Origin of the sequence: Elioraea rosea (assembly GCF_007644105.1) — a bacterium.
GTDB lineage: Bacteria > Pseudomonadota > Alphaproteobacteria > Acetobacterales > Acetobacteraceae > Elioraea_A > Elioraea_A rosea.
Window position 1 is genome coordinate 170,983 of the sequence record NZ_VFAC01000003.1, and the last position, 26,298, is coordinate 197,280.

At 71.0% G+C, this 26,298-nt stretch carries 23 protein-coding genes; 14 read left to right on the forward strand and 9 right to left on the reverse strand.

The annotated features are described in order from the left end of the window. Positions 1-2 precede the first annotated feature (2 nt). Both FIF60_RS03990 and FIF60_RS03995 read left to right on the forward strand, forming a co-directional pair. A complete protein-coding gene (locus FIF60_RS03990) occupies positions 3-458 on the forward strand; it encodes a MaoC family dehydratase (protein ID WP_144184063.1) in 456 nt (151 codons plus the stop codon). Positions 459-600: 142 nt separating this feature from the next. Next, positions 601-2,313 carry a peroxidase family protein gene (locus FIF60_RS03995; RefSeq protein WP_144184065.1) on the forward strand — a complete coding sequence of 571 codons (1,713 nt, stop codon included), beginning with the start codon at positions 601-603 and terminating at the stop codon, positions 2,311-2,313. A 12-nt stretch (positions 2,314-2,325) separates the two neighbouring features. Here FIF60_RS03995 and gltX read toward each other — a convergent pair whose 3' ends face one another. Then, positions 2,326-3,726 carry a glutamate--tRNA ligase gene (gene gltX / locus FIF60_RS04000; protein WP_144184067.1) on the reverse strand — a complete coding sequence of 467 codons (1,401 nt, stop codon included), beginning with the start codon at positions 3,724-3,726 and terminating at the stop codon, positions 2,326-2,328. Between the two features lie 45 nt (positions 3,727-3,771). Beyond that, positions 3,772-5,856, reverse strand: coding sequence for an ATP-dependent DNA helicase RecG (recG, locus tag FIF60_RS04005; protein WP_239451478.1), 2,085 nt, complete (start codon positions 5,854-5,856; stop codon positions 3,772-3,774). A gap of 90 nt (positions 5,857-5,946) precedes the next feature. On the opposite strand from recG, the gene FIF60_RS04010 reads away from it, so the two are divergent. Continuing rightward, positions 5,947-6,231, forward strand: a complete 285-nt coding sequence (locus FIF60_RS04010; RefSeq protein WP_144184071.1) for an FAD assembly factor SdhE — start codon at positions 5,947-5,949, stop codon at positions 6,229-6,231. Beyond that, positions 6,224-9,700: a transcription-repair coupling factor gene (gene mfd, locus FIF60_RS04015; RefSeq protein ID WP_144184073.1), complete on the forward strand. Its 3,477-nt coding sequence runs from the start codon at positions 6,224-6,226 to the stop codon at positions 9,698-9,700. Before FIF60_RS04010 ends, mfd begins: the two co-directional genes overlap by 8 nt. 10 nt (positions 9,701-9,710) lie before the next feature. Here mfd and FIF60_RS04020 read toward each other — a convergent pair whose 3' ends face one another. Next, positions 9,711-10,376: a DsbA family oxidoreductase gene (locus FIF60_RS04020; protein ID WP_204251100.1), complete on the reverse strand. Its 666-nt coding sequence runs from the start codon at positions 10,374-10,376 to the stop codon at positions 9,711-9,713. Between the two features lie 109 nt (positions 10,377-10,485). Here FIF60_RS04020 and FIF60_RS22245 point away from each other — a divergent pair, with 109 nt between their 5' ends. Next, positions 10,486-12,174 carry a methyl-accepting chemotaxis protein gene (locus FIF60_RS22245; RefSeq protein WP_144184075.1) on the forward strand — a complete coding sequence of 563 codons (1,689 nt, stop codon included), beginning with the start codon at positions 10,486-10,488 and terminating at the stop codon, positions 12,172-12,174. A 90-nt stretch (positions 12,175-12,264) separates the two neighbouring features. Here the strand turns inward: FIF60_RS22245 and FIF60_RS04030 are convergent, their stop codons facing one another. Continuing rightward, the gene (locus FIF60_RS04030) at positions 12,265-12,504 is read right to left on the reverse strand and encodes a hypothetical protein (RefSeq protein ID WP_144184076.1); all 240 of its coding nucleotides are present in this window, start codon (positions 12,502-12,504) and stop codon (positions 12,265-12,267) included. A gap of 257 nt (positions 12,505-12,761) precedes the next feature. Here FIF60_RS04030 and FIF60_RS04035 point away from each other — a divergent pair, with 257 nt between their 5' ends. From FIF60_RS04035 to FIF60_RS04055, 5 genes are all read left to right on the forward strand, one after another. Then, positions 12,762-13,292, forward strand: a complete 531-nt coding sequence (locus FIF60_RS04035; RefSeq protein WP_144184078.1) for a hypothetical protein — start codon at positions 12,762-12,764, stop codon at positions 13,290-13,292. Positions 13,293-13,317: 25 nt separating this feature from the next. Beyond that, a complete protein-coding gene (locus FIF60_RS04040) occupies positions 13,318-14,775 on the forward strand; it encodes an alpha/beta hydrolase (RefSeq protein WP_144184080.1) in 1,458 nt (485 codons plus the stop codon). Positions 14,776-14,821: 46 nt separating this feature from the next. After that, positions 14,822-15,739: an alpha/beta fold hydrolase gene (locus FIF60_RS04045; protein WP_239451479.1), complete on the forward strand. Its 918-nt coding sequence runs from the start codon at positions 14,822-14,824 to the stop codon at positions 15,737-15,739. A 108-nt stretch (positions 15,740-15,847) separates the two neighbouring features. After that, positions 15,848-16,297 (forward strand): (2Fe-2S)-binding protein, encoded by a 450-nt coding sequence (locus FIF60_RS04050; RefSeq protein ID WP_144184084.1) that lies wholly within the window; start codon positions 15,848-15,850, stop codon positions 16,295-16,297. A gap of 14 nt (positions 16,298-16,311) precedes the next feature. Next, complete coding sequence (locus tag FIF60_RS04055) at positions 16,312-18,474, forward strand: xanthine dehydrogenase family protein molybdopterin-binding subunit (protein WP_144184086.1); 2,163 nt, start codon at positions 16,312-16,314, stop codon at positions 18,472-18,474. Positions 18,475-18,516: 42 nt separating this feature from the next. On the opposite strand, the gene chrA is transcribed toward FIF60_RS04055, so the two are convergent. Next, complete coding sequence (chrA, locus tag FIF60_RS04060; RefSeq protein WP_144184088.1) at positions 18,517-19,740, reverse strand: chromate efflux transporter; 1,224 nt, start codon at positions 19,738-19,740, stop codon at positions 18,517-18,519. 183 nt (positions 19,741-19,923) lie between these two features. On the opposite strand from chrA, the gene FIF60_RS04065 reads away from it, so the two are divergent. Both FIF60_RS04065 and FIF60_RS04070 read left to right on the forward strand, forming a co-directional pair. Then, a complete protein-coding gene (locus FIF60_RS04065) occupies positions 19,924-20,934 on the forward strand; it encodes a Vgb family protein (RefSeq protein ID WP_144184090.1) in 1,011 nt (336 codons plus the stop codon). Beyond that, on the forward strand, positions 20,934-21,296 hold the full coding sequence (locus FIF60_RS04070; RefSeq protein ID WP_144184092.1) for a c-type cytochrome: 363 nt from the start codon (positions 20,934-20,936) through the stop codon (positions 21,294-21,296). Before FIF60_RS04065 ends, FIF60_RS04070 begins: the two co-directional genes overlap by 1 nt. Here FIF60_RS04070 and FIF60_RS04075 read toward each other — a convergent pair. From FIF60_RS04075 to FIF60_RS04090, 4 genes are all read right to left on the reverse strand, one after another. Continuing rightward, positions 21,293-21,745 (reverse strand): GNAT family N-acetyltransferase, encoded by a 453-nt coding sequence (locus FIF60_RS04075; protein ID WP_144184094.1) that lies wholly within the window; start codon positions 21,743-21,745, stop codon positions 21,293-21,295. The two genes, FIF60_RS04070 and FIF60_RS04075, sit on opposite strands and share 4 nt — an antisense overlap. A gap of 30 nt (positions 21,746-21,775) precedes the next feature. Then, positions 21,776-22,072 carry a YMGG-like glycine zipper-containing protein gene (locus FIF60_RS04080; protein ID WP_144184096.1) on the reverse strand — a complete coding sequence of 99 codons (297 nt, stop codon included), beginning with the start codon at positions 22,070-22,072 and terminating at the stop codon, positions 21,776-21,778. Positions 22,073-22,097: 25 nt separating this feature from the next. Beyond that, entirely contained in the window at positions 22,098-22,487 is a 390-nt protein-coding gene (locus FIF60_RS04085; RefSeq protein WP_144184098.1) for a Rap1a/Tai family immunity protein, read from the reverse strand. Positions 22,488-22,567: 80 nt separating this feature from the next. Then, a complete protein-coding gene (locus FIF60_RS04090) occupies positions 22,568-23,455 on the reverse strand; it encodes an MBL fold metallo-hydrolase (protein WP_144184100.1) in 888 nt (295 codons plus the stop codon). A gap of 171 nt (positions 23,456-23,626) precedes the next feature. Between FIF60_RS04090 and FIF60_RS04095 the strand changes: the two genes are divergently transcribed. Further along, positions 23,627-24,406: a 3-hydroxybutyrate dehydrogenase gene (locus FIF60_RS04095; protein WP_144184102.1), complete on the forward strand. Its 780-nt coding sequence runs from the start codon at positions 23,627-23,629 to the stop codon at positions 24,404-24,406. Positions 24,407-24,488: 82 nt separating this feature from the next. After that, positions 24,489-26,156: a sensor domain-containing diguanylate cyclase gene (locus FIF60_RS04100; protein WP_144184104.1), complete on the forward strand. Its 1,668-nt coding sequence runs from the start codon at positions 24,489-24,491 to the stop codon at positions 26,154-26,156. The last annotated feature ends 142 nt before the right edge of the window (positions 26,157-26,298 follow it).

The window sequence follows — 26,298 nt, forward strand, 5'->3', positions numbered from 1 at the left end:
CGATGGACCTGCGCGAGCGCTACTTCGAGGACTACACGGTCGGCCATGTCGTGACGTTCGGGTCACGCACCGTCACGGCCGAGGAGATCATCGCCTTCGCCCGCGACTATGACCCGCAGAGCTTCCACCTCAGCGAGGAAGGCGGCAGGGCCACACCCTATGGCGGGCTGATCGCGTCGGGCTGGCACACGGCGAGCCTGACCATGCGCATGCTCGCCGACACTGCCGTCTCCCGCCACGGGCTCGGCAGCCCCGGCCTCGACGAGCTTCGTTGGCTCAAGCCCGTGCGGCCGGGCGATACGCTCTCGGTGCGCGTGACCGTGCTCGAGACGCGCCCGTCGCAGTCGAAGCCGGATCGCGGCATCGTCAAGCAGCGCACCGAGGCGGTGAACCAGGCCGGCGAGGTCGTGATGCTCTGGACCGGCACGATCATGGTGCGGCGCCGCACGGCAGCCTAGGGTTCGCGCACCGCTTCGTACACGTGTGGCAACGAGTGCGCTGGATCACAGCGCGCGATCACGCACGCGCGAGCACCCGACCCAAGCCACGCAATCCGGGGTAGTGTTGTTTCATCGAAACAATACCGAACGGAGGACGCCCATGGGCGAGCGCCATGCAAGGCCGGTCTATCTCGTGGTCAACCGCAACGAGATCCGGGGCGACACGACCCGCAAGGTGACGGATGCCGAGAAGGCGGGGGGCTTCCGCTTCTCCGAGATGGTGACGCGCGGCGCGCCACCAGAGAAGGATGCACTCCTGAGGCTCATCGCGCCGCGCATGACGACGCGGCAGACGCAGCCCGATGGCGCGATACCGGCCGGCTTCACCTATCTCGGCCAGTTCATCGACCACGACCTGACGCGGGACCCGAGCAAGCTGACGGGCGGCACGCCGACCGGCCTGCCCACGCTGTCGGAGCGAAGCCCCGCCCTCGACCTCGACAGCGTCTACGGCAGAGGACCCGACGATCCCGACAGCGCGCATTTCTATGAAGCGGACCGCGTGCGCCTGAAGCTCGGCACGACCAAGGCGTCGGGCCCGCCACCGGTGGCCGACAAGGACATGCCGGGCTTCGACCTGCCTCGCCTCGGCGCCCGCGCCCCCGACGCCCTCTCCACCCGCCAGGCGGACGTTCCCGACCGGCGCAACGATGAGAACCTCGCCGTCGCGCAGGTGCATCTCGCCTTCATGCGCTTCCACAACGCGATGGCCGACGCGATGCCCGGTGCCGGCTTCGAGGATGTCCGAAAGGCGACGGTGCTGCACTACCAGTGGATGGTGGTGCACGACTTCCTGCCCCGCATCGTCGAGCAGTCCGTTCTCGACGACGTCTTCACGAATGGCCGCAAGGTGTTCGAGGTGGGCGCCGACCCGTCGGACCCGCCGACGATGCCGATCGAGTTCTCTGTCGCGGCCTACCGGCTCGGCCACTCGATGATCCGCGCCTTCTACGACTGGAACGCGGTGTTCAATCTCCAGGCCGCGCAGGCCGCTCCTGCACCGCTCAGGCCGCTCCTGACGGGCTCGCTCGAGAACCTGTTCCGCTTCTCGGGCACCAGCGGCAACCTCTCTCCCTTCGCCTCCGGCTCGCCGCCGCCGCCCGATCCGAATGCGCGGCCGAGCGACATCAACAATCCGATCGACGGCGATTTTGACCGCCTGCCGAGCAACTGGGTGGCCGACTTCACGCGGCTGTTCGACTTCGCCAAGGACACGGGCGACGCCTCGCTCGCGCCGCCGCCCGGCGGGCTCCTGAACATGGCGCATCGGATCGACACGCTGATGACCGATCCGCTGGCGGACCTGCCGCACGGGTCCTTCGGCGCGCGAGGCGACCTGCCGGACGACCCGCTGTTCTTCAACCTCGCCTTCCGCAACCTGCTGCGCGGCCGGCAGGTGCGGCTCGCGACCGCGCAGGAAGTGGCGAACCACTTCCTGAACCTCGGCGCCGCAACGCCGATGCTAACCTCCAACCAGATCCTCGGCCAGGGGACAGGGGGGGTGGACCTGACCGACCTCTCGGGCGATCTCCTGCGCGAGGCGACGACGGAGACGCCGCTCTGGTTCTACATCCTGCGCGAGGCGGAGGTGCGGAACGGCAAGCTCGGCCCGATCGGCGGCCGGATCGTCGCCGAGACGTTCCACCGGGTCATCGAAGGCAGCAACCACTCCATCCTGCGGGAGAAGGAGTGGAAGCCCAAGGGCGGCAAGCACAAGGGCGGGTTCGGCATGGTGGACATCCTGCTTGCCGCCTACGGCCGCGATGGGCTGAGGCCTGTCGCCGTACCGGCAGGAGCGCCCGTTCCGGCCTGAGCCGGGCCGGGCTCAGGCCTGGCCCGACACCGCAGCGATCCGCGACCGCGTCTCGGCCTCGCCGAGCGCGGCCGCGACGTCGAACACCGGGGGGCTCACGGTCGAGCCGGTCAGCGCGGCGCGGAGCGGCATGGCGAGGTCCTTGAGCTTCGCCCCCGTCGCTTCCGCATGCACCCGCGTCGCGGCCTCCAGGGAGGCGGCATCCCAGGCGAGACCCGTCCAGGCGGCGGCGAGGCCGCGCAGCGCGATGCGCGCCTCCGGCGTCAAGAGCGCCTCGGCCTTCGGCTCGAATGCAAGCGGAACGGTGCGCGTCAGGAACGAGGCGGCGTCGGCCAGCTCCTCGAGCGTGCGCGCGCGCTCCTTCATCGCGGGCATGAGCTGGGCGACGCGCTCGGCCGTGATGGCGCCGACCGCACCCTCGGTGCGCCGGGCCAGGCGTTCGAGGACGAGCTTCGTCAGCCTCGCATCGTCCGCGCGGCGGATCCACACGCCGTTCAGGTGCTTGAGCTTGTCATAGTCGAACCGCGCAGCGCCACGGCCGATATCGGCGAGGTCGAAGATCGCGGCGGCTTCGGCCATCGAGATCACCTCGATGTCGCCCTTGCCCCAGCCGAGGCGGAGCAGGTAGTTCGCCACTGCCTCGGGCAGGTAGCCCTGGTCGCGGAAGTCGAGAACGCTCACCGCCCCGTGGCGCTTCGAGAGCTTCGCGCCGTCCGCGCCGTGGATCAGCGGGATGTGGGCGAATCGCGGCGTCTCCCAGCCCATCGCGCGGTACACCTGCACCTGCCGGAAGGTGTTCGTCAGGTGGTCGTCGCCGCGGATCACGTGGGTCACGCCCATGTCGTGGTCGTCCACCACCACGGCGTGGAGATAGGTCGGGCGCCCGTCGCTTCGCAGGATGATCATGTCGTCGAGCTCGGCATTCGCGACGCGCACGGTGCCCTGCACGAGATCGTCGACCACCGTCTCGCCCTCGCGCGGCGCCTTCAGGCGGATCGCGCCCGCCACGCCGGGCGGAGCGTCCTTCGGATCGCGGTCGCGCCAGGTGCCGTCGTAGCGCGGTGGGCGGCCCTCTGCCGTCGCGCGCTCGCGCATCGCCTGGAGCTCCTCCGGCGTCTCGTAGGCGTAGTAGGCGGTGCCTGCCGCCACCATGGCCCTGGCCACCTCCGCATGCCGCGCCTCGCGGGCACGCTGCGATACGGGCGGCTCGTCCGCCGGGATGCCGAGCCAGGCAAGGCTCTCGATGATCTGCTCGACCGCGCCTGGAACCTCGCGCGTCGTGTCGGTGTCCTCGATGCGGAGGAGATACCTGCCCTCCGTCGCGCGGGCGAACAGCCAGTTGAACAGCGCCGTGCGGGCGCCGCCGATATGGAGGAACCCGGTGGGGGAGGGAGCGAAGCGTGTGACCGTCATGGGCCGCGCTCTAGCACGGGCTGGCCTGCCCGTCAGCCGGACGCCCTACCCCGACGCAATGGTGGGGATCGACGCCTCTGCCTCGAAGAGGTGAAGCAGCAGCCGCACCGCCTGGCCACGCGCGCCGACGAGCTGGGGATCGCGCTCGAGAAGAAGCGTCGCGTCGTCGCGCGCGATGCCGATAAGGTGCTGGTGCGGAGCGGGCTCGACGAGGCGGAACGAAGGCAGGCCCGATTGCCGCGTGCCGAGCGCCTCGCCGCCGCCGCGCAGCTTCAGGTCCTCCTCCGCGATCAGGAACCCGTCCTCGGTCGCGACCATCGTTTCGATGCGGCGGCGCGCCACCTCGGTCAGCCCCTCGTCGTAGACCAGCAGGCAGAACGAGGCCTCCCGCCCACGCCCGACACGGCCGCGAAGCTGGTGAAGCTGGGCGAGGCCGAAACGCTCGGCCCGCTCGATGACGATGACGGAGGCCTCCGGCACGTCGACGCCGACCTCGACCACCGTGGTGGCGACCAGCACCGATTTCTCGCCCCGCGCGAAGGCCGCCATCGCCGCGTCCTTCTCCGGCCCCTTCATCTTCCCGTGCAGAAGCGCCACGCGGCCGGGGAAGTGCCGGCCAAGGTCGAGCGCGCGCGCCTCCGCCGCGGCAAGGTCGGCCGCCTCGCTTTCGGAGACGAGCGGGCAGATCCAGTAGACCCGCGCGCCCGCCTTCAGCCGTCGCCCGATGGCGTCCACCACCTCCTCGAGCTTGCCTGCCGGCTTGGCGAGGGTCGTCACGGGGATGCGCCCGGGCGGGCGGCCGGCGAGCCTGCTCACCTCCATGTCGCCCCAGGCAGTGAGCAGCAGGGTGCGGGGGATGGGGGTCGCGGTCATCACCAGCACGTCCACCGCCTCGCCCTTGGCCGCGAGCATCAGGCGCTGGTGCACCCCGAAGCGGTGCTGCTCGTCGATGACGGCGAGCGCGAGGTCGGCGAAGCGCACGCCCTCCTGGAACAGGGCATGGGTGCCGATGGCGATCGGCGTGGCGCCGGAGGCGAGCCCTTCGAGCGCCGCCTCGCGCGCGCGGCCCTTCTCCCGGCCCGTCAGCAGCGCGACCTTCACGCCGGTCGCCTCGCAGAGGCGCGAGATGGTGGCGTGGTGCTGGCGGGCGAGGATCTCCGTCGGCGCCATCAGCGCGGCCTGGGCGCCTGCCTCGACGGCGCGGAGCATCGCCATCAGCGCGACCAGCGTCTTGCCGGATCCGACATCGCCCTGCAGCAGCCTGAGCATCCGCCTCGGCGCCGCGAGGTCGGCGTCGATCTCCGCGAGCGCTGTCGATTGCGCAAGGGTGGGCGGGTGGCCGAAGGCGGCGAGCGCCTTCTCCCTGAGCCTCCCGTCTCCCACGAGCGCCCGGCCGGGTTGGGCACGAAGCGCGCGGCGTGAGAGGGCGAGCGCCACCTGCTGGGCGAGCAACTCGTCATAGGCGAGCCGTGTGCGCGCGGGGTGGGAGGGGGCGATCGCCTCCGGCCCGTCGGGCTCGTGCGCCGCGATCAGTGCGCCCTGCCAGGTGGACCAGTGCTGGCGGGAGACGAGCGCGGCATCGGCCCATTCGGGCAGGTCGGGCGCGCGGGCGAGCGCGGCCTCCGCAGCCCGCCGCATCTCCCAGGCGCGGAGCCCCGCCGTCAGCCCGTAGACCGGCTCGATCAGCGGCAGCTCGGCCTCCCGCTCGGGGGGGAGGATGAAATCGGGGTGAGGCATGACGAGGCGTGAGCGGTCGAGCTTCAGCTCGCCCGAGATGATCCGCCGCGTGCCCTCGGGAAGCTGCTCGGCCCGGTGCCCGCCCTGGCCGAACAGCAGGATGTCGAGGCTTCCCGTGCCGTCATCGACCTCGATCACCCACGGCGCGGCACGGCTGCGCGGCGCCCGGCGCGAGACGACCGTGACCTCCACCGTCACCACCGTGCCTGGCCTTGCCTCGGCGAGTCGCGGCCTTGCCCGGCGGTCGATCACGCCACTGGGAAGATGCCAGAGGAGGTCGAGCACGCGCGCCCCGCCCGCCGCGCGGGCAAGCAAAGCCTCGCGCTTGGGCCCCACCCCCGGCAGCGAGCCGGCGGCGGCGAAGAGGGGGAAGAGGAGGGAAGGACGGTTCACGGGCTGACAGGATCGCTCCGGGGCCATATATCACGCCACGACAAGGGGGCAGCCGCCGTGCGCCCCCGCTGTGGCAGAACCCGCCCCGAGATGGACAGCACCCCCCAGGACGCTCGCCGCCGCCGCCTCCTGTTCCGCGCGAGGCATCGCGGCACGCATGAGACCGACCTTCTCGTCGGTGGCTTCGTCGCGTCCGAGCTCGCGGCGATGGACGAGGCCGCACTCGATGAGCTCGAGGCCGTGCTCGAGCTCCCCGATGTCGACCTGTTCGACTGGCTGACCGGCCGCCGCCCCGTGCCGGAGGAGGTGGCGAGCCCGCTTCTCTCCCGCATGGTCGCCTGGTCGCTCGCCCAGCGCGGGGTGCCCCATGGCTGACGGGGTGGCGACAGGCGCGCGACTGACCGTCGCGGGCTGCCCGGAAGGATTCGACGCGGTCCTGCTCGCCCGCGCCCGCGAGGAGCATGACGGCCCGCTCGCGCATGTCTGCCGCGACGATGCGCGGATGGCCCGGCTCGCCGAGGCGCTCGGCTTCTTCGCTCCCGGCGTGCCCGTGCTGCAGTTCCCGGCCTGGGACTGCCTGCCCTATGACCGGGTCGGGCCCAACCCCGAGATCACCGCCCGCCGCCTCGACACGCTGACGACGCTGATCGAGCCCGGCCCCCGGCCCTTCATCCTGCTCACCACCGTCAATGCGCTCGTCCAGCGCGTGCCGCCGGCGGAGGCCTTCGCCGAGGCGGTGCTTGCGCTGAGGAAGGGAAGCCGCATCGGGCTCGACCGCATCATCGCCTTCCTCGAGGCGAACGGCTATGGCCGCGCCAACACGGTGATCGAGCCTGGCGAGTACGCCGTCCGCGGCGGGCTGATCGACCTCTTTCCCGCCGGCCGCGACGAGCCGGTGCGCATCGACCTGTTCGGCGACGAGATCGACGAGATCCGAGGCTTCGATCCGTTCAGCCAGCGCTCGACTACCGCGCTCGACGAGGTGGTGCTGAAGCCGGTGAGCGAGATCCTGCTCGATGAGGCCTCCGTCGCGCGCTTCCGCACGGCCTATCGCGAGCTCTTCGGCGCCGCGGCGAACGATCCGCTGTACGAGGCGGTGTCCGCCCGCCGCCGCCACCAGGGCATGGAGCACTGGCTGCCGCTGTTCCACGACCGCCTCGCGACGCTGGCCGACTATGTTCCCGGCGCGCGGATCTCGTTCGACCACGAGGCCGATGGCGTGCTCGAGGCGCGGTTCGAGATGATCGAGGATCATTACGCCGCGAGACGGAACCCGGAGCTGCGGCGGCTCTCGGAGGGGGAGCTTCCCTACAATCCCCTGCCGCCGGGAATGCTCTACCTCGACGATGCGTCGTGGCAGGCGATGCTCGGGCCGCACACCGTGCTGCGCTTCACCCCCTTCGCGCGCGGCGAAAGCGGCGAGCCAGGGTTGCTCGAGGCGGGCGCGCGGCCGGGGCGGCAGTTCACGGATGTCCGCACCTCCGGGGCGAACGTGTTCGACGCGCTCGCCGAGCACGCCAAGGCTTTGGCGGGAGAACGCCGCCGCGTCATCGTCGCGGCCTGGACGACGGGCTCGCGCGAGCGGCTGAAGCATCTCCTTGCAGAGCATGGGCTCGGCGGTGCCGAGGCGGTCGAGGACGTCGCGGCCGCGCAGTCGCTGCCGCGCGGCACGGTCGCACTCGCCGTGCTCGGGCTCGAGCGCGGCTTCGTCTCCGACGAGCTCGCCGTCATCGCCGAGCAGGACATCCTCGGCGAGCGCATCTCCCGCCCGCCGCGGCGCAAGAAGCGGGCGGACCAGTTCATCGCCGAGGCGACCGAGCTCGCGGAGGGCGACCTCGTCGTGCACATGGACCATGGCATCGGCCGCTATGACGGGCTCGTCACCCTCTCGGTGAACGGTGCCGCGCATGACTGCCTGAAGCTTCTCTACGACGGCGGCGACAAGCTGTTCGTGCCGGTCGAGAACATCGAGGTGCTGTCGCGCTACGGCGAGGGCGAGGGGGTGGCGCTCGACAAGCTCGGCGGCGTCTCCTGGCAGAACCGCAAGGCGCGGATGAAGACGCGCATCCGCGACATGGCGGCGGCGCTGCTCAAGGTCGCGGCCGAGCGGCGCCTGAAGGGCGCTGCCCCTGTGATGCCGCCCGAGGGCCTGTGGGACGAGTTCTGCGCGCGGTTCCCCTTCGCCGAGACCGACGACCAGGCCCGCGCCATCGCCGACGTGCTCGAGGACCTCGCCGCCGGCCGGCCGATGGACCGGCTCGTCTGCGGCGATGTCGGCTTCGGCAAGACCGAGGTTGCGCTGCGTGCGGCCTTCATCGCCGCGATGTCGGGCCAGCAGGTCGCCGTGGTGGTGCCGACGACGTTGCTCGGGCGCCAGCATTTCCGCGTCTTCTCCGAGCGCTTCCGCGGCTTCCCGGTGCGCATCGCCCAGCTCTCGCGGATGGTGACGGCGAAGGAGGCGAACGAGGTCAGGAAGGGGCTTGCCGACGGCACGATCAACCTCGTCGTCGGCACGCATGCGCTGCTCGCCAAGAGCGTGACGTTCCGCGACCTCGGCCTCGTGATCGTGGACGAGGAGCAGCATTTCGGCGTCGCCCACAAGGAGCGACTGAAGCAGCTTCGCGCCGAGGTGCATGTGCTGACGCTGACCGCGACGCCTATTCCGCGCACGCTGCAACTGGCGCTCACCGGCGTGCGCGAGATGAGCATCATCGCAACCCCGCCGATTGACCGCCTCGCCGTGCGCACCTTCATCCTGCCCTTCGACCCCGTGGTGCTGCGCGAGGCGCTGATGCGCGAGCGCTTCCGCGGCGGGCAGACCTTCTACGTCGTGCCCCGCATCGAGGACCTGCCGCGCGTGCGGGGGAGGCTCGCCGAGCTCGCGCCCGAGCTGAAGGTGATCGAGGCGCATGGACGGCTCTCGGCCACCGAGCTCGAGCGGGTGATGACCGAGTTCCAGGACGGCCGGCACGACGTTCTGCTCGCGACCAACATCATCGAGAGTGGCCTCGACATGCCCGCCGTCAACACGATGGTGATCCACCGCGCCGACATGTTCGGCCTCGCCCAGCTCTACCAGCTCCGCGGCCGGGTGGGGCGCGGCAAGCTGCGCGGCTATGCCTATCTCACCCTAACCCCCGACAGGAAGCTGACGCCGACGGCGCAGAAGCGTCTCGAGGTGATGCAGGCGCTCGACAACCTCGGCGCCGGCTTCACGCTCGCGAGCCACGATCTCGATATCCGCGGCGCGGGCAACCTGCTTGGCGACGAGCAGTCGGGCCATATCCGCGAGGTGGGCATCGAGCTCTACCAGCAGATGCTCGAGGAGGCGGTGGCCGACCTCAAGGCGGGCGAGGGACGCGGCGGCGCGTCCGACCGCGACTGGACGCCGCAGATCAATCTGGGCATGGCCGTTCTGATCCCCGAGCAGTACGTGCGCGACTTGCCGGTGCGCCTCGGCCTCTACCGCCGCGTCGGTGCGCTCGCCTCCGATGCCGAGAGCGAGGCCCTTGCGGCGGAACTGGTCGACCGGTTCGGCCCGCTGCCGGCCGAGGTCGAGAATCTCCTCTCCGTCATGGCGATCAAGCGCCTCTGCCGCGAGGCGGGGGTCGAGAAGCTCGACGCGGGACCGAAGGGGCTCGTGGTCGGGTTCCGCGGCAACGCGTTTCGCGACCCCGTCGGGCTCGTCGGCTGGCTCCAGGGCCAGAAGGGGCTGGCCAAGCTGCGCACCGACCACAAGCTCGTGGTGACGCGCGACCTCGATGACGTCGCGACGCGCGTGCGGCTCGCCCGCGAGGTGCTCGGCGCGCTCGCCGGCCTCGCCCAGAAGGCGAAGGCAGCCTGATCGAAGGGGGCTAGACGCCTGCGCTCTCGAGCGCGGCGATGTCGAGCATGCGCTCGAGCACCTCGGGCTCCTGTGCCCCGGCGATGGCGTGGCGCTCGCCGAACACGAAGCAGGGCACGCCGTTGATGCCGAGGCGGTGGGCGCGGAGGTTGTCCGCGTGCACCGCATCGGTGCCGAAGCCTGCCGGCCCGTGCATCGCGGGCTCGCCGCGAAGCCCCGTCTCCGACCAGATCGCGCCGAGCGTCGCCCGGTCGCCAATGTCGCGGCCTTCGCAGAAATGCGCCGCGAACAGGGCATCGACGAGGTCCGCCGCGCGGCCCTCTGCCGCGGCGAGGCGGACGAGCCTGTGCGCCTCGACCGTCGATGGCGTGCGGGTGATCCGGTCGAACCGGAAGGCGAGGCCCTCGGTCTGGCCGACCTCGGCGATCGCGGCATGCAGCCTGCGCGCGCGCTCCTCGCCGCCGAACTTCCTCTGCAGGTACTCCGCCCGCGCCATGCCGCGCGCAGGCATGTCGGGGTTCAGCAGGAAGGGGCGGTAGGACACGTCGACCACCAGGTCGGGCCGGCGGGCGACGGTGCGCGCCAGGCGCCTGACCCCGATCCAGCACCAGGGGCAGACGAGGTCGAAGACGACCTCGACCGCAAGGCGCTGGGTGCGGGGGGCGAGCATGTTCATGAAGGAAGGATAAACCGGACCCATTCGCGGGTCACGCGCCAGCGTTTCCGCTTTCGTTACCCCTGTCTGCGATCCCTGGCAGCGACAGCGCTTCAGGAAGGACGATCCAATGGCCGTACCCATTCGTCTCGGCCTCGCGGGCCGCATCTATCTCGCCATCGGCATGATGGCGGCCGTCACCGTCGCCACCTTCGGCATCGGGCTTGTCGAGCTCCGCACCTATGACCGGACGCTGATGGCGGTGAAGAACGCCGGCGAGCGCACGGCGGTGGCGGAGCGGCTGAACGCGCTCGTGTACGCCGCTGTGATGGACAGCCGCGGCATCTACATGTCCGAGAATACCGAGAAGGCGAAGCCCTTCGCTGCCGGGCTCAGGCGCTTCCTCGCAGCGATCGAGCGCGACGTGACGGAATGGGAATCGCTTCTGCCGGAGGATCGCCGAGCGGGATTCGCCCCGGTGAAGGCCGGCGCGGCCGACTTCGTGCGCCTCCGCTCGGAACTCGCGCGGCTCGGCACGGAGGTGTCGATCGCCGAGGCGAACCGCATCGGCAACAACGACGACAATCGCCGCAACCGCGCTGCCTTCAACGCCGCGATCGATGCGGCGGCGAAGCAGACGGCCGAGGAGATGGAGGTGCTTGCCGCCGCCGTGGCAGGCCTCTTCCGCAGTACCGCTTTCTGGCTCGGCGGTTCGGTTCTCGCCGCTTTGAGCCTGATCGGGCTGCTCGCGGTGCTGATGGTGCGACGGACGATCGTGCGTCCGCTCGCGGGCGTCAGCGATGCGCTTGCCGCCCTCGCCTCCGGTGACACCACCACCGTGGTTCCGGGCGCTGCCCGCACCGACGAGATCGGCGCGCTCGCCCGCACCGCCGACAGCTTCCGCGAGGCGCTGGTCGCGCGCGCGGCGATGCAGGAGAAGGCCCGCGAGGAGGCAGAGGCCAAGGCCCGCCGCGCCGAGGTGATGGCCTCGGAGATCGCGCGCTTCGACGACGCCTCCTCCGGCGTGATGGATGCGCTGACGCAGGCCGCCTCCTCGCTCGGCGCAGCGGTCCAGGGCATGCGGGCGGTGGCGGAGGCCACGGCCTCGGGCTCGACGGCAATGGCCGGTGCTGCGGGCAGCGCGTCCTCGAACGTCCAGACGGTCGCTGCCGCGGCGGAGGAGTTGTCGGCCAGCATCAGCGAGATCACCCGCCAGGTGTCGGAGGCCGCGCGCATCGCCGGCCGTGCCGTCGACGAGGCCCGTCGCACGGATGACACCGTGCAGGGGCTGGCGGAAGGCGCGCGCAGGATCGGCGACGTGGTTCGCCTGATCAGCGACATCGCGGGGCAGACGAACCTTCTTGCGCTCAACGCAACGATCGAGGCGGCGAGGGCAGGCGAGGCGGGCAAGGGCTTCGCGGTGGTGGCGTCGGAGGTGAAGAACCTCGCCGCGCAGACGGGCAAGGCGACGGAGGAGATCGCCGGCCAGATCGAGGCGATCCAGGGCTCGACGGCGGAGGCGGTGACGGCCATCGGCGCGATCGGCAAGGTGATCGACGAGATCGCCAGCATCGCCTCGGCGATCGCCGCCGCGGTCGAGCAGCAGGGTGCGGCGACGGCGGAGATCGCGCGCAACGTCCAGCAGGCCGCCGCCGGCACGGCGGAGGTCTCGGACAGGGTGAGCGTGGTGCAGCAGGCCGGTGCGGACGCGGACCGTCAGGCCGCGGTGGTGGCGGAGACCTCGCAGGACGTCTCGTCCGCCTCTGCGCGGATGCGCCAGGAGGTCGAGACCTTCCTCGGGCGCCTAAAGGCGGCCTGAGCAGCAACTTCAAACGAAAGGGCGGGCGGCGCCTAGCGGTGCCGCCCGCCGGATCGCGTCCTATGCCAAGGCTTCAGCGCCAGGCAGCCCTCAGCGCCAGGCGGGCCTGCCGAGATTGACCTGGTCGCTGTTAGTGAGCGCGCCGGCCGCCGCGCCGAGCGCGCCGCCAACCACGGCGCCCTGCAGAAGCGTCGCGCCCGTCACGGCGCCGACGGCGAGGCCCGCGCCGGTGCCGATCGCGGCGCCGGAGAGTGCGCGGTCTCCGGTCGTGTTGCCGCAGGCGGCGAGAAGCAGCGTGGCGGCGAGCAGCAGCGGGGTAATGGGCTTCATGGGTCTCCTCTCCAGCGGGTCGCGAATCGGGTCGTCGGCATCATCATCGCGGATGAGTTGGCGGAAACACGGCATGACATCGGTCAAAACCGAGCGGCCGCTCACATTCACGCGAGCATCTCCCGTCGCACGCATCGCGCCACGGTCGCCAGCGTCAATGCGGCAGCGGCCGCCGGGTTGCACATCCTCCCTATGCTGGAACCCCGGATACGCGGCAAGATCACGGGCAAGCCGCACCGAATGAGGAACGACGACGCATGGGCGCTTCCTTCGCCACCGAACGCCGCCTGCTCGCCGAGGATGAGCTCGGACCTGTCCAGAACAGCCATTACCCCGCCCTCGACGAGATGCCGCACGACGACCTCGTGTCGCTTGCGCGCTGGCTGCGCGAACGCCATGGCCGGGCGCGCGACATCATCCGCGGCCGCCGCCGCGTGCGTCGCGGCAAGGCCGAGCCGCGCGGCACGGCGACCGAAAGCGCCTCGGAGCGAGGGCTGCAGGCGAAGAAGCAGGTCTTCGCGCGCGGGCTCAAGCGGGTGAATGCCCGCCTCGCGCAGATCGCGGGGGATCGCAAGCGCGAGCGTGCGCAGGCCGCGATGCGCGAGGCGCTCGCCCGCCGCGAGGCGCAGCCCGTGCATCACCCGCAGCCCGGGCGCACGGCGCATCGCGGCATGGCGGCGGTGCCGCGCGAGAAGCGCCGCGGCATCATCACCGGCGGGCGCGTCGGCAGCGTCTCGCAGCAGAACAAGTCCGCGCAGGCCGCCCGCGACAGCGGGCCGGGCGGCTGAGCCGCCGCCTGTCGGGCGGCCATCGGTGAGGCGCTTCACGCTTCGCTGGCTGAAGCGCCTCGGCCTGCTCGCGGCGGGCGCGCTTGCGGCCTTCATCGTCGTCCGCGCCGTCGACAGCCAGGGCGGCCCCCCGCTCGAGCTCTGGCACACCGTCATCCCCGACGAGCCGCGCGCGGAGGCGATCGACCGGCTCGACTGGGAGGGCTACCTCGCCGAGGAGAGGCGGATCTTCGACGAGATCCGCCGCGAGGTGGTCGAGAAGCTGCCCGAGCATGCGCGGAGGCCGGACAACCGCTATTTCGCGGACGGCCCGATCAACCCCCGCCATTTCGAGAACGACTGGAACCGCTCCTACGTCCTCGTGCCGGAGGGCGCGCCGCGCGGCGGGGTGGTGCTGCTGCACGGGCTGACGGATGCGCCCTACAGCCTTCGCCACGTCGCCGCGCTCTATCGCGACCAGGGCTTCGTCGCGGTGGGCTTGCGCGTACCCGCGCACGGCACCGTTCCCGCCGCGCTCACCGACACGGTGTGGGAGGACTGGGCGGCGGCGACACGGCTTGCGATGCGCGAGGCGCGCCGCCGTGCGGGCCCCGCCGTGCCGATCCACATCGTCGGCTTCTCCAATGGCGGGGCGCTCGCGCTGAAGCATGCGCTCGATGCCGTCGAGGACGACAGGCTGGTGATGCCAGACCGGCTCATCCTCGTCTCGCCTATGGTCGGCATCACCGCCTTCGCGCGCTTCGCCGGCCTTGCCTCGATCCCGGCCTATTTCCCGGCCTTCGCCAAGGCCGCCTGGCTCTCGATCATCCCCGAGTTCAACCCGTTCAAGTACAACTCCTTCCCCGTCAACGGAGCCCGCCAGTCGCACAGGCTGACGCAGGCGCTGCAGACGCAGATCAGGGCGCATGCGCGCGACGGGCGCATCGCGCGGCTGCCGCCCGTGCTGACCTTCCAGTCGGTGGTGGATTTCACCGTCTCCACGCGCGCCGTCGTCACCGCCCTCTACGCGAACCTGCCTGCCAACGGGTCGGAGCTCGTGCTGTTCGACCGCAATCGCGCGACCAAGCTCGGCCCGCTGCTTCGCCCGACCTTCGACACGGTGGCCGCGCGACTCGTTCCGGATGCGCCACGGCCCTGGCGGCTCGTTCTCGTCACCAACGCAGACGACGCGACGACCGAGACGGTCGCGCGCGTGACGGAATCGGGCGCGACCGAGGAACGCATCGTGCCGCTTGGCGCAACCTATCCGCGGCATGTCTTCTCGCTTTCCCATGTCGCGCTACCCTTCCCGGAGTGGGACCCGCTCTATGGTGCGAGCCCGGCCTCGCCTGCCGCCTATGGTGTTGAGCTCGGAACGATCGGCGCGCGCGGCGAGGTCGGCGTCCTGATCGTCAGCCTCGACAATCTCGCGCGCATGAGCTGGAACCCGTTCTACGACGACATGATGGCGCGGATCGCGGCGATGATCCCGGTGCCGCGGTGAGGCGCCGTGCGGGGCAGCGCGCACCGACGCTGACGTGAGACGGCGCTTGGCCCTCCTTGCCCTGATCGGACTCGTCGTCGTCCTTGCCGCGCTCGCCGCCTGGGCCTGGACGCCGGACCGCGGGCGGGCGGAGCTCGAGGCGCGCTACCTCGCCGCGCCGGGCGACATGCTCGAGGTCGGCGGAACGAGGCTGCATGTGCGCGAGGGCGGGCGGGCGGATGCGCCGGCCGTCATCCTGCTCCACGGCTTCGGCGCCTCGCTTCACACCTGGGAGCCCTGGGCCGAGGCGCTCGCCGCGACGCATCGCGTGATCCGCTACGACCTGCCCGGCTTCGGCCTCTCGCCGCCCGACCCGAACGGCGACTATTCGCTCGCGCGCGACGTCGCCCTGCTCGGTGCGCTGATGGACAGGCTCGGCGTCGCGGAGGCAGCGCTCGTCGGCCATTCGATGGGCGGCAGGGTCGCCTGGCATTTCGCCGCACGGCACCCCGCGCGCGTGACCGCGCTCGTTCTGGTCGCGCCCGACGGCTTCGCCTCTCCCGGCAAATCCTATGGCGAGGCGCCGAAGGTCGGCCCGCTACTTGGGCTGATGCGCCATTTCCTGCCGCGCGCGCTGCTGCGCCCCAACCTCGCCGCCGCCTATGCCGACCCCTCGCGCCTCGATGAGGCGACGGTGACGCGCTACCATGACCTGATGCGCGCGCCCGGCGCGCGGGATGCCATGCTCGCTCGCCTCTCGCAGGCCGTTCTCGAGGACCCCGCCGGGCTGCTGCCGCGCATCACCGCGCCGGTGCTGCTGCTGTGGGGCGAGCAGGACCGGATGATCCCGGCCACGCACGCTGCCGACTACGTTCGGTTCCTGCCCGAAGCGCAGGTCGTTCGCCTGCCAGGCCTCGGCCATGTCCCGCACGAGGAGGACCCGGCGCGGTCTCTCCCGCCGGTCGCGACGTTCCTCGGCGGGTGACCACTTGCGCATCGCGGAAACGGCGCGACCAGGCGCTTGACCGGACGGCCCGCTCTCCCCATCGTCTCGGCCGGAGCGAGAACCGCCAAGAGCGAGGGGAGACGTCGTATGGTCGATGTATCGATCAACGGGCAGTCGCGCCGTCTGGATGCCGATCCGGACATGCCGCTGCTTTGGGCTTTGCGTGACCTTCTTGACCTGACCGGAACGAAATACGGCTGCGGCATCGCGCAGTGCGGCGCCTGCACCGTGCATGTCGACGGCGAGCCGGTGCGCGCCTGCGTCACGCCGCTCTCCGCCGTCGCGGGCCGGAAGGTGACGACGATCGAGGGGCTGCACCCGGAGGGCAAGCACCCCGTGCAGCAGGCCTGGGTCGATGCCCAGGTGCCGCAGTGCGGCTACTGCCAGTCGGGGCAGATCATGTCCGCCGCGGCGCTGCTCGCGAAGAACCCGAACCCGTCGGATGCCGACATCGATGCCGCGATGGAAGGCCATCTCTGCCGCTGCGGCACGTACCAGCGCATCCGCACCGCCATCAAGCGCGCGGCAACGAGCTGAGGGAGAACCGAGAGATGAACGAGATGACTCTCTCCCGCCGCGGCGCGCTGAAGGCGACCGCCGCGGCCGCCGCCGCCCTGGTGCTGCCTGTCGAGGCGCCGGCGCAGCAGCTTCCGAATGACGGGCTGTTCGCGCCCGCCGAGCCGCCCGCGCGGATCGGCGCGCCGAAGGCCTATATCCGCATCGCCGCGGACGGGCGCGCGACGATCTTCTCGCCGACCTCCGAGACCGGCCAGGGCACGCATACCGGCCACGCCATGATCTTCGCCGAGGAGCTCGGCCTGCCGCTCGATCGCATCACCGTCGAGGTCGGCCAGCCCGGACCGGACTTCCGGCGCATCCAGGGCAACGAGATGAACTCCGGCGGCTCGCTCGGCACCCGCTACTGGTATGCACCGTTCCGCAAGGTGGCGGCACAGGCGCGCGAGATGCTGGTCGCAGCCGCGGCGCAGCGCCTCGGCGTTCCTGCGGGCGAGCTCCGCACGGCGGAGGGCCGCGTCGTCCATACCGCGTCGAACCGCTCGCTCGGCTTCGGCGAGCTCGTCGAGGCGGCGATGGCGCTGCCCGTTCCCGAGAACCCCACGCTGAAGCCGGAGGGCGAACACCGGCTCCTCCGACAGCCGACGCAGCGGCTCGACGTTCCGCCGAAAGTGCGCGGCGCGGCGAAGTACGGCTCCGACGTCACGCTGCCCAACATGGTCTATGCGGTGGTGAAGCTCTCGCCGGTGTTCCGGGGCGAGCTAGACAGCTTCGACAAGGCGTCGATCGCCAGCATCCCCGGCATCATCGACGTCGTTCCGCTTCCCTCCGGCGTCGCGGTGGTGGCGAACTCCACCTGGGCGGCCATGCGCGGGGCGAAGGCGATCAACGTCCGCTTCAAGCCCACCCCGCATGACGGCATGGACAGCGAGACCTTCTCCGCCCGCATGCGCGAGGGGCTCGGCCGCCCCGGCCACGTGAACAAGAACGACGGCGACATCGATGCCGTGTTCGCCTCCGCCGCGCGCGTGGTCGAGGCGACCTACGAGGTGCCGTATCTCGCCCATGCCTGCATGGAGACCGACAACTGCACCGCGCGCATCAATGCGGACGGATCGGTGGAGCTCTGGCTGCCCACGCAGCACCAGGACTTCGTGCAGGGTGCCGTCTCGCGTGTTCTCGGCGTTCCGCGCGAGCGCATCACGGTGAACACGACCTGGGCCGGCGGCGGCTTCGGCAGGCGCTATGGATGGGGGGCGGCCGAACATGCCGCTGCCGTGGCCAAGGCGGTCGGCCGTCCGGTGAAGCTGATCTGGACGCGCGAGGACGATCTGGGCCAGGGCTACTACCGCCCCGCTCAGGTCGCGCGCATGCGCGCCGCGCTCGATGCCTCCGGAAAGGTGATCGGCTTCCACTTCAAGGCCTCGGGCCCCGGCACGGGAACTGATCTCCGCCCCTACACGATCCGCAACGATTTCGATCCGACATCGGTCCAGTCGGTCGCGGACACGCGCTACCGCTTCGGCGCCTTCCGCACCGAGTACGTGCGCGTCGATGGCCCGCCGATCCCGTGGATCTGGCGCGCCGTCGGCTCGACGCAGTGCGGCTACTTCGTGGAGTGCTTCCTCGACGAGGTGGCCCAGGCAGCCGGCAAGGACCCGCTTGCGCTTCGGCGCGAGCTGCTCGCGCATGACGCGCGCGCGCTGAACGTGGTGAACACCGCTGCCGAGAAGGGCGGCTGGGGCACGCCGCTCGCTCCGGGGCGGCATCGCGGCATCGCCTATGTCGAGAGCTACGGCAGCCTCGTCGCCGAGGTGGCGGAGGTTTCCGTCACCAATGGCGCGGTGAGGGTTCACAAGGTCACCGTCGCGATCGACTGCGGCGAGTTCGTCAACCCCGAGACGATTGCGCAGCAGGCGGAGGGCGGCGTGGTGATGGGACTTTCCGCGGCGCTGCACGAAGGCATCGTCATGAAGAACGGCCGTGCGGAGAACACCAACTTCGACAGCTACACGCCGATGCGGATCGCAGAGGCGCCTGTTGTCGAGACGCACATCATCCGCTCGGGCCAGACCATCGGCGGCGTTGGCGAGCCGCCACTTCCGCCTGCGGCACCGGCGATGGTCAACGCGATCTTCGCCGCCACCGGCAAGCGCGTGCGCACCCTGCCGGTCGACCGCACCGACCTGCGCACCTGACGATTGGGTTCGCCCCGGCTCCGAAAGGGGCCGGGGCGAGGCTCACGCGACGGCCACCGCGCCTGCCAGCGCGGTCACCACCACGACAAGCCACACCGGTACCTTCCACCCCACCAGGGCGAAGAAGGCCGCGAGCGCGATCGCGAAGTCGATCGGGCCGCCGACGCTCGAGGTCCAGATCGGGTTGTAGAGCGCGGCGAGAAGGATACCGACGACGGCTGCGTTGACGCCCCGCAGCACCGCCTGGGCCGCGGGCCTGCGACGGAACCCGTCCCAGAACGGCAGCATGCCGTAGATCAGCAGAAGCCCCGGCAGGAACATCGCGACCAGCGCCACGGCGGCACCCGCGATACCGTTCGGCGGAAAGGCCTGCGCGGCCCCGAGAAAGACCGCGAAGGTGAAGAGTGGGCCAGGCACGGCCTGGGCGACGCCATAGCCAGCGAGGAAGGCGGAGGCGTCGAGCCAGCCGGACGGAACGAAGGCGCGCTCGAGCAGCGGCAGCACCACATGTCCGCCGCCGAAGACGAGCGCACCCGCGCGGTAGCACGCCTCGGCCAGCGCGATCGCATGGGGCCCTGACGCGGCGGCGAGCGGCAGCCCGACCAGCAGGACGGCGAAGGCCGCAAGTGCCGCGATGCCCGCGCGGGGCGCGACGCGGAAGCCGAGTTCCGCCTCATTCGGCGCGAGGCCGTTGCGGCAGAGCAGCACCCCGGCGACGCCGCCCGCGACGATGACGGCAACCTGGGTGATGGCTGAGGGAAGCACCAGGAGCGCCAGCGTGGCGGCGACCGCGATCGTCGCGCGGGTGCGATCGGGGCAGAGGCTGTTCGCCATCCCCCAGACGGCCTGCGCCACCACCGCGACGGCGACGAGCTTGAGCCCGTGCACAATGCCCGCCCCCGTGCCGCCCGAGGCGAGATCGACGCCATAGGCCGCGGCAAGCATCACCAGGGCGGAGGGAAGGGTGAAGCCGATCCAGGCGGCGAGCCCGCCAGGCAGCCCGCCGCGCAGGATGCCGATGGCAAACCCCGTCTGGCTGCTCGCCGGCCCCGGCAGGAACTGGGCCAGAGCGACGAGATCCGCGTAGGAAGCCTCCGTCATCCACCGGCGGCGCGCGACGAACTCCTCGCGCAGATAGCCGACATGGGCGACGGGGCCGCCGAAGGAGGTCAGCCCGAGGCGGAGGAAGATCAGCAGGATGCCGAGGAGGCCCTCGCGCGTCTCGCCGGCAGCGGCGGCGTGGTCGGCTTCGGTCGCCTCAGTCATGCGGCTCTCTCCCGGCGTGGCGGGCGGACCATGCCGAGGCCGCCTGCGCCTGTCGAGGCGGGGCGGTTCTGACCAACGCGTGACCGCCTGGGCGTTGCCTATCCAGCCTCGCCTGCCAACATCCCGCTCAGCGTGGGCTTCCGGCGGCTTCCTGCCGCCGGCACGAGGAAGCAGGAGCGTCCGATGGTGCAGCGCCGATCCGTCCTTGCCCTTGGGGCCGCCGCCTTCGCGGCCCCCGCCCTCCTCCGGCCCCGCCGCGCGGAGGCGACGACCGTTCCGGCGGGCTACCGGGTCACCCATTTCGATGTGTCCTCGCCGTCGGGCCGCGTCGGCTCGCGCGACGTCACCGCCGCCGGGGACGGAACGTTCTGGTTCTGCGGCCAGCGCAACGGCACGCTGAACCGGCTCGACCCGCGCGACGGGTCGGTCAAGGTCGTTTCGCTCGGCGAGGGCGCGCGGCCGCACGGCGTGGTGCGCGGCCCGGACGGCGCGGCCTGGGTGACGGAGGGTGGGCAGAATGCGATCGCCCGCATCGACCCGAAGGACCACCGCGTCTCGCTCTGGCGCCTGCCCGGGCGCTTTCCCGACACCAACCTCAACACCGGCGTGTTCGACGATCGCGGCACCTATTGGTTCACCGGGCAGAACGGCGTCATCGGCCGGTTCGTTCCGGCGACCGAGAGGATGGATGTCTGGGAGGCCCCGCGCGGCCGCGGCCCCTACGGCATCACCAAAACGCCCCAGGGGACAATCTGGTACGTCTCGCTTGCCGGAAACCACTTGGCGCAGATCGAGGACCTCGACACGGCACGCGTGCGGATCGTCGAGCCGCCGACGGCGAACCAGGGCGCGCGTCGGGTGTGGACCGACAGCACCGGCCGGCTGTGGATCAGCGAATGGAACAGCGGCAATGTCTCGATGCATGACCCGCGCGACGGGTCGTGGAAGGTGTGGAAGCTGCCTGGCGAGAGGCCGCGCGCCTATTCCGTGTGGGTCGATCCGACCGACAAGGTGTGGCTGACCGACTTCCCGGCCAACGCCATCGTCCGCTTCGACCCGACGACCGAGGCGTTCCTCTCCTTCCCCTCCGACAGGCCGGGCGCGAACGTGCGGCAGATGGACGGGGTGGCCGGCGAGGCCTGGGGCGGCGAGAGTGGAACCGACAGGATCGTGCGCATCGAGTACGGGCTCTGATGCGCCGCCTCCTGCCGGTGCTCGCCGCCCTCGCGGCGGCGCCGGCGGGTGCGGAGGAGGGGGCGGCCGTGTTCGAGGCGCGGTGCGCGTCCTGCCATTCCGTGGCAGCCGGCGCACCCTCGGGCGCGGGGCCGAGCCTTGCGGGGTTGATCGGCCGCGAGGTGGCCGGCGATCCCGGCTACGACTACTCGCCCGTGCTGCGCGAGGCGCGGCAGCGCGGCGACGTGTGGGACCGCGCGCGGCTCGTGCGCTTCCTGCGCGACACCGAGGAGATGTATCCCGGCCTCTGGATGGGCGGGGCGGGCCTGCGCGGCGAGGGCGAGATCGAGGCCGTCGCTGCGTATCTTGCCCAGTCGCGCTAGCCCAAGGTCTTCGCGAGCCAGACGAGCCGCGTGCGGGTGAAGCCCAAGCGGTCGTAGAAGTCGAGGGCGGGCGCGTTCGTCTCGTCGGCGAGCAGGGCGACGCGAAGCGCGCCGCGCTCGCGCGCCCAGGCCTCCGCCGCCTCGAGAAGCAGCCGCCCGATCCCCCGGCCGCGATGCGCAGCGTCGACCACCACGTCCTCCATGCCGGCGGAGTAACCCCCGCGTGCGGTGCTGACGGTGAGCTGCACCGTCGTCATGCCGACCACGGCGCCGCTGGCCGTGGCGACGAGCACGACCGTGTCGGCGCGCTCGAGCAGCGTCGCGAGGCCTCGCGCCTGGACCTCGGGCGCGATGGTGAAGTCGGCCTCGATGGCGAAGAGCTGGGCCAGAAGCCGCACCATGGCGGGGATGTCATCCACCCCCGCGGGGCGGATGACGATGGCCTCCATCGGCGGCTCGGGTGCCCTGCCGGCGGGTCGCTAGCGCGGCTGCTGTTGCTGCTGCTGGCCCGACTGCACGCCGCGCTGGTACGCGGCCTGGTTCGACCGGTCGTGATAGTCGACGAGCAGTCCGCCTGCGGCGCCGACGCCGGCGCCGATCAGCGCGCCCCAGCCGAAATTGCCCGAAAGCGAACCGATCAGCCCGCCTGCCGCGGCACCGCCCGCGGCGCCGATGCCTGTGCGGCGGAGCGTCGGGTCGGTGTCCTGGCAGGCGCCGAGCGGAAGGGCGAGGGCAAGAAGCAACCCCGCGAGGCCGAGACGTCTGACGTTGGTCATTCTGTCCTCCGTTGCGTCCGCGCGCTCAGCGCCGCGGGCAGGGATAGGTGTCGATCAGGAAGCGGAACACGCCCTCGACGGCCGGTGTCGCGGCGCGCTGTGGGTTGGCGTTGCCCCAGGTCAGGAAGGCGCGCAGCACGTCCGGCCAGGCCGGTGCGGGGTTCGGCGCGCAGAACAGCGGCGGCGCTGCGGCGGGCGTGGCGGCGCGGTGGTAGTCGATCGCGCCGCGTCCGTAGCCGTGGCACCAGCCGATCGCCTCGGCATACTCGGGTTCGGAGGGCTGGACGCCGCAGAGCCGGACGAGATCGCCGGTGGTGCGGACATCGAAGTTGTCGGCGCTGAGCCGCGTCTGCTGCGCGGCGGCAGGTGCTGCGAGCAAGGCGGCCGCAGCCAGCGCGACGAGGGCGGAACGCATCGTGGGCAGCTCCCTTCCGGATGTGGAGCGGAAGTGTACAACCGAACGGCGTCGCCCAGGCAATGATCAAGCTCAAGCCGTCACGGGCTTCCGGCCATCAATGACCTGTTGCGGGCCTTCACGGGGATGCGGAGGTAGCGCACGCCGTTGCTCTCGGCTTCAGGAAACCGCCCCGCCCGGATGTTGACCTGGATCGACGGCAGCAGCAGCAGCGGCGCGGCGAGCTTGGCATCGCGCGCCTCGCGGGCGGCGACGAACTGGTCCTCCGTGATGCCGTCCTTCACATGCGGGTTGTGCGCGCGCTGCTCGGCCACCGTGCTCTGCCAGGCATAGGTGTCGCGCCCCGGGGCCTTGTAGTCGTGACACATCCAGAGCCGGGTTTCGGGCGGCAGCGACAGAAGGCGGTGGATCGAGCGGTAGAGGGCACGCGCGTCGCCGCCCGGGAAGTCCGCCCGCGCGGTGCCGTAGTCGTGCATGAACAGCGTGTCGCTGACGAACACGTCGTCGCCGACGCGGTAGGCGATGTCGGCCGGCGTATGGCCGGGCACGTGCATGATCTCGACCTCGAGCGAGCCGATGCGGAACCGCTCGCCGTCGCGGAAGAGCCTGTCGAAATCCCCGCCATCGGGCTTGACGTCGTCTGCGTCGAATACCGGGCGGAAGATCTTCTGCACGTCCTTGATGTGCTCGCCGATGCCGATCGGCGCGCCGGTGCGCGCCTTGATGTAGGGCGCGGCGGTGAGATGGTCGGCATGGGCGTGCGTCTCGAGCACGAAGGTGATCGTCACCCCCTCCTTTCTCGCGGCGTCGAGTAGCGCGTCGGCCGAGCGGGTGTCGGCCTCGCCGGTGCGGTTGTCCCAGTCGAGCACGGGGTCGATCACCGCGCCCTGCATCGTCGCCGGGTCCCACACGAGGTAGGAGACGGTGTTGGTCGCCTCATCGAAGAAGGCGCGGATCTCGGCCTTCATGGCGCGTTCTCCTTCCGTTTCTGCCTGACGCACCACGAATGCCGCGGCGCTTACCTTCGAGAGTTAGAATGTAGTCGGGTGGCCTTGCTGTCCAGCCCCGTGCGGGCAGCCATGCGCGACGCGCCGCCCGGGCCGATGATATGACGCCTGCGGCAGAGGAGGGAGAGAGGCATGCGTCTGGACGGAAAGGTGGCGATCGTCACGGGTGCCGCGAGCGGCATCGGCCGGGAGATCGCCCGCGTGTTCCTGCGCGAGGGCGCCTCGGTGGCGATCGCGGACATCAACGCCGATGCGGCGACGGCGACGGCGGCCGCACTCGACCCCTCGGGCAGCCGTACCATGCCGCTCCCGATGGACGTGACCGACGAGGCGGCCGTCGATGCCGGAACCGCTGCGGTGGTCGCCCGCTTCGGCAGGCTCGACATCCTCGTCAGCAACGCGGGCGTCCAGATCGTCAACCCGATCGTCGAGTTCTCCTACGCGGACTGGAAGCGCCTGCTCGCGATCCATCTCGACGGCGCGTTCCTGACGACGCGCGCAGCGCTGCGGCAGATGTACCGGCAGAAGAGCGGCAGCGTGATCTACATGGGCTCGGTGCACTCGAAGGAGGCCTCCGTCCTCAAGGCGCCCTACGTCACGGCCAAGCACGGGCTCCTCGGCCTCGCCCGCGTCGTGGCCAAGGAAGGTGCGGCGCACGGCGTGCGCTGCAACGTCATCTGTCCCGGCTTCGTCCGCACCCCCCTCGTCGAGAAGCAGATCCCCGAACAGGCGAAGGAGCTTGGCCTCTCGGAGGAGGATGTCGTGAAGAAGGTGATGCTGAAGAACACGGTGACCGGCGAGTTCACGACCGTGACCGACGTTGCCGAGTGCGCGCTGTTCTTCGCGGGCTTCGGCTCGCATGCGCTGACGGGACAGTCGATCGTCGTCAGCCATGGCTGGTACATGGAGTAGACCCTGCCCCGATCGGGGCCGGTAACGGACCCTTCATCCCATTGCATGCAGAGTGCACCGGTTTCAGCATCGGCATGCAGAGATGACCGCGCCTCAGAAGCTTGGACGAGCCGCCTTCCGTGCGTTCGATCGCCTCGGCCTCGTGTTCGGGCTCGTCCTGCTCATCGGCATCGTTCCGCTTGCGCTCCTGCTGTGGCAGGTGGCCGAGACCGGGCGCAGCGGGCAGAAGGACGAGGCGGCAGCGAGGCTGCTCCAGGCTGCCCGGTTCGCGACCGCCGTGCAGAGCGAGGCGATCGCGACGATCGGCCAGACGCTGTCGCTGCTTGCCTCCTCGCCGCTCGACTGGGCCATAGACGAGCAGCGCTGCGCAGAGCGCGTACGCGAGATCGCCGATTCCCACCCCTTCATGGCCGGCCTCGCCGTGATTCGGCAGAACGGCGACGCCATCTGCACCCAGGCGGGGCCGGGGCGCGGCCTCAACCTGGGCGATCGCGACTATGTGCGCAGGGCGATGCGCGGCACCAGGCTGCATGTCGGCGCTCCCGTCACCTCCCGCGCATCCGGCCAGGTCGTGGTTCCGATGGCGCTTCGCCTTCCCGCGCCACCCGCCGCGATCGACGACAACCCGCCCGCCGTTCTCGGCGCGACGCTCGACCTTGCCTACATCGCCCGGATGCTCTCGGGCAGCCAGAAGATCGGCGATGTCCAGGACGCGCTGCGCGTGAAGGTGTTCAGCGCGTCGGGCGATTCGCTCGTCAACTTTCCCGAGGATGGCCTCCGCCTGCACGGCCTCGAGCATCCGCTGAACCAGGCTGTCGTGGCGGCGCAGGAAGGCACGGCCGAGATGGTCGGGCATGACGGGCTCAGGCGGATCTTCGGCTTCGCCCACGCCGGCGAGGCAGAGACGATCTATGCGGTGACAGTGCGCTCCGATGCCGTCACAAGCCGCGCCGATGGCCGCTTCTACGCGGTGATCGCCTCGGCGGCGGTGGCTTCGTTCGCCGGGCTAGGCCTCGCGCTTCTGATCGCGCGCCATCGTATCCTCCGCCCGATGCGGCTGCTGACCGAGACGGCGCGGCGCGTACAGAAAGGCGACGCGGCCTGCCTGCCGACCGAACGGCTGCCGCCCGAGTTCGCTCTCCTCAGGGAGGCAATGGCCGGCATGCTCGATGCGGTCGACAGTCGCGAGAGGGCGCTGCAGCACGCCAACCGTGACCTCTCGCGCCTCGCCGCGTGCGATGCATTGACAGGGATCGCCAATCGCCGCGCCTTCGACGCCGAAATGAAGGACCGGTGGGAGATCGCCCAGCGCCGCGGCACGAGCGTTGCCCTTGCCCTGCTCGACATCGACCACTTCAAGAAGTTCAACGACCGCTACGGCCACCCCGCCGGCGACGAGTGCCTGTGCAAGGTCGCGGAGGTCCTGGCGTCGATCGGCATCCGCGACAGCGACCTCGCTGCGCGCATCGGCGGCGAGGAGTTCGCCCTGCTTCTGCCTGGCACCGAGACCGATGGTGCCGCCGCGGTGGCCGAGCGCGTGCTCGAGGCGTTGCAGGCGCGGCGCATCCTGCACGAGGACAATCTGCCAGGGATCGTGACGGCGAGCATCGGCGTCGCCTCGTGCACCCCGGTTCCGGGAATGGAGAGCCGCGCGCTGGTCGCCGCCGCCGATGCCGCTCTCTATGCCGCGAAGGCGAGAGGGCGGAACCGGCTGGCCACCGCAGCCATGCTGGCCGAGGCGGAGGCGTGACCGGGGCGCCCGTGTGACGACCTCACGCCCGTGTCGCATCCCTTCTGGGGAGCCGTGGCGAGACTGCCCCCCGGGCCATCCGACCGATTGGTATCAAGCGATCCGAAGGCCGTGCTCCGAAAGCGGAAATGGATCGAGCAGC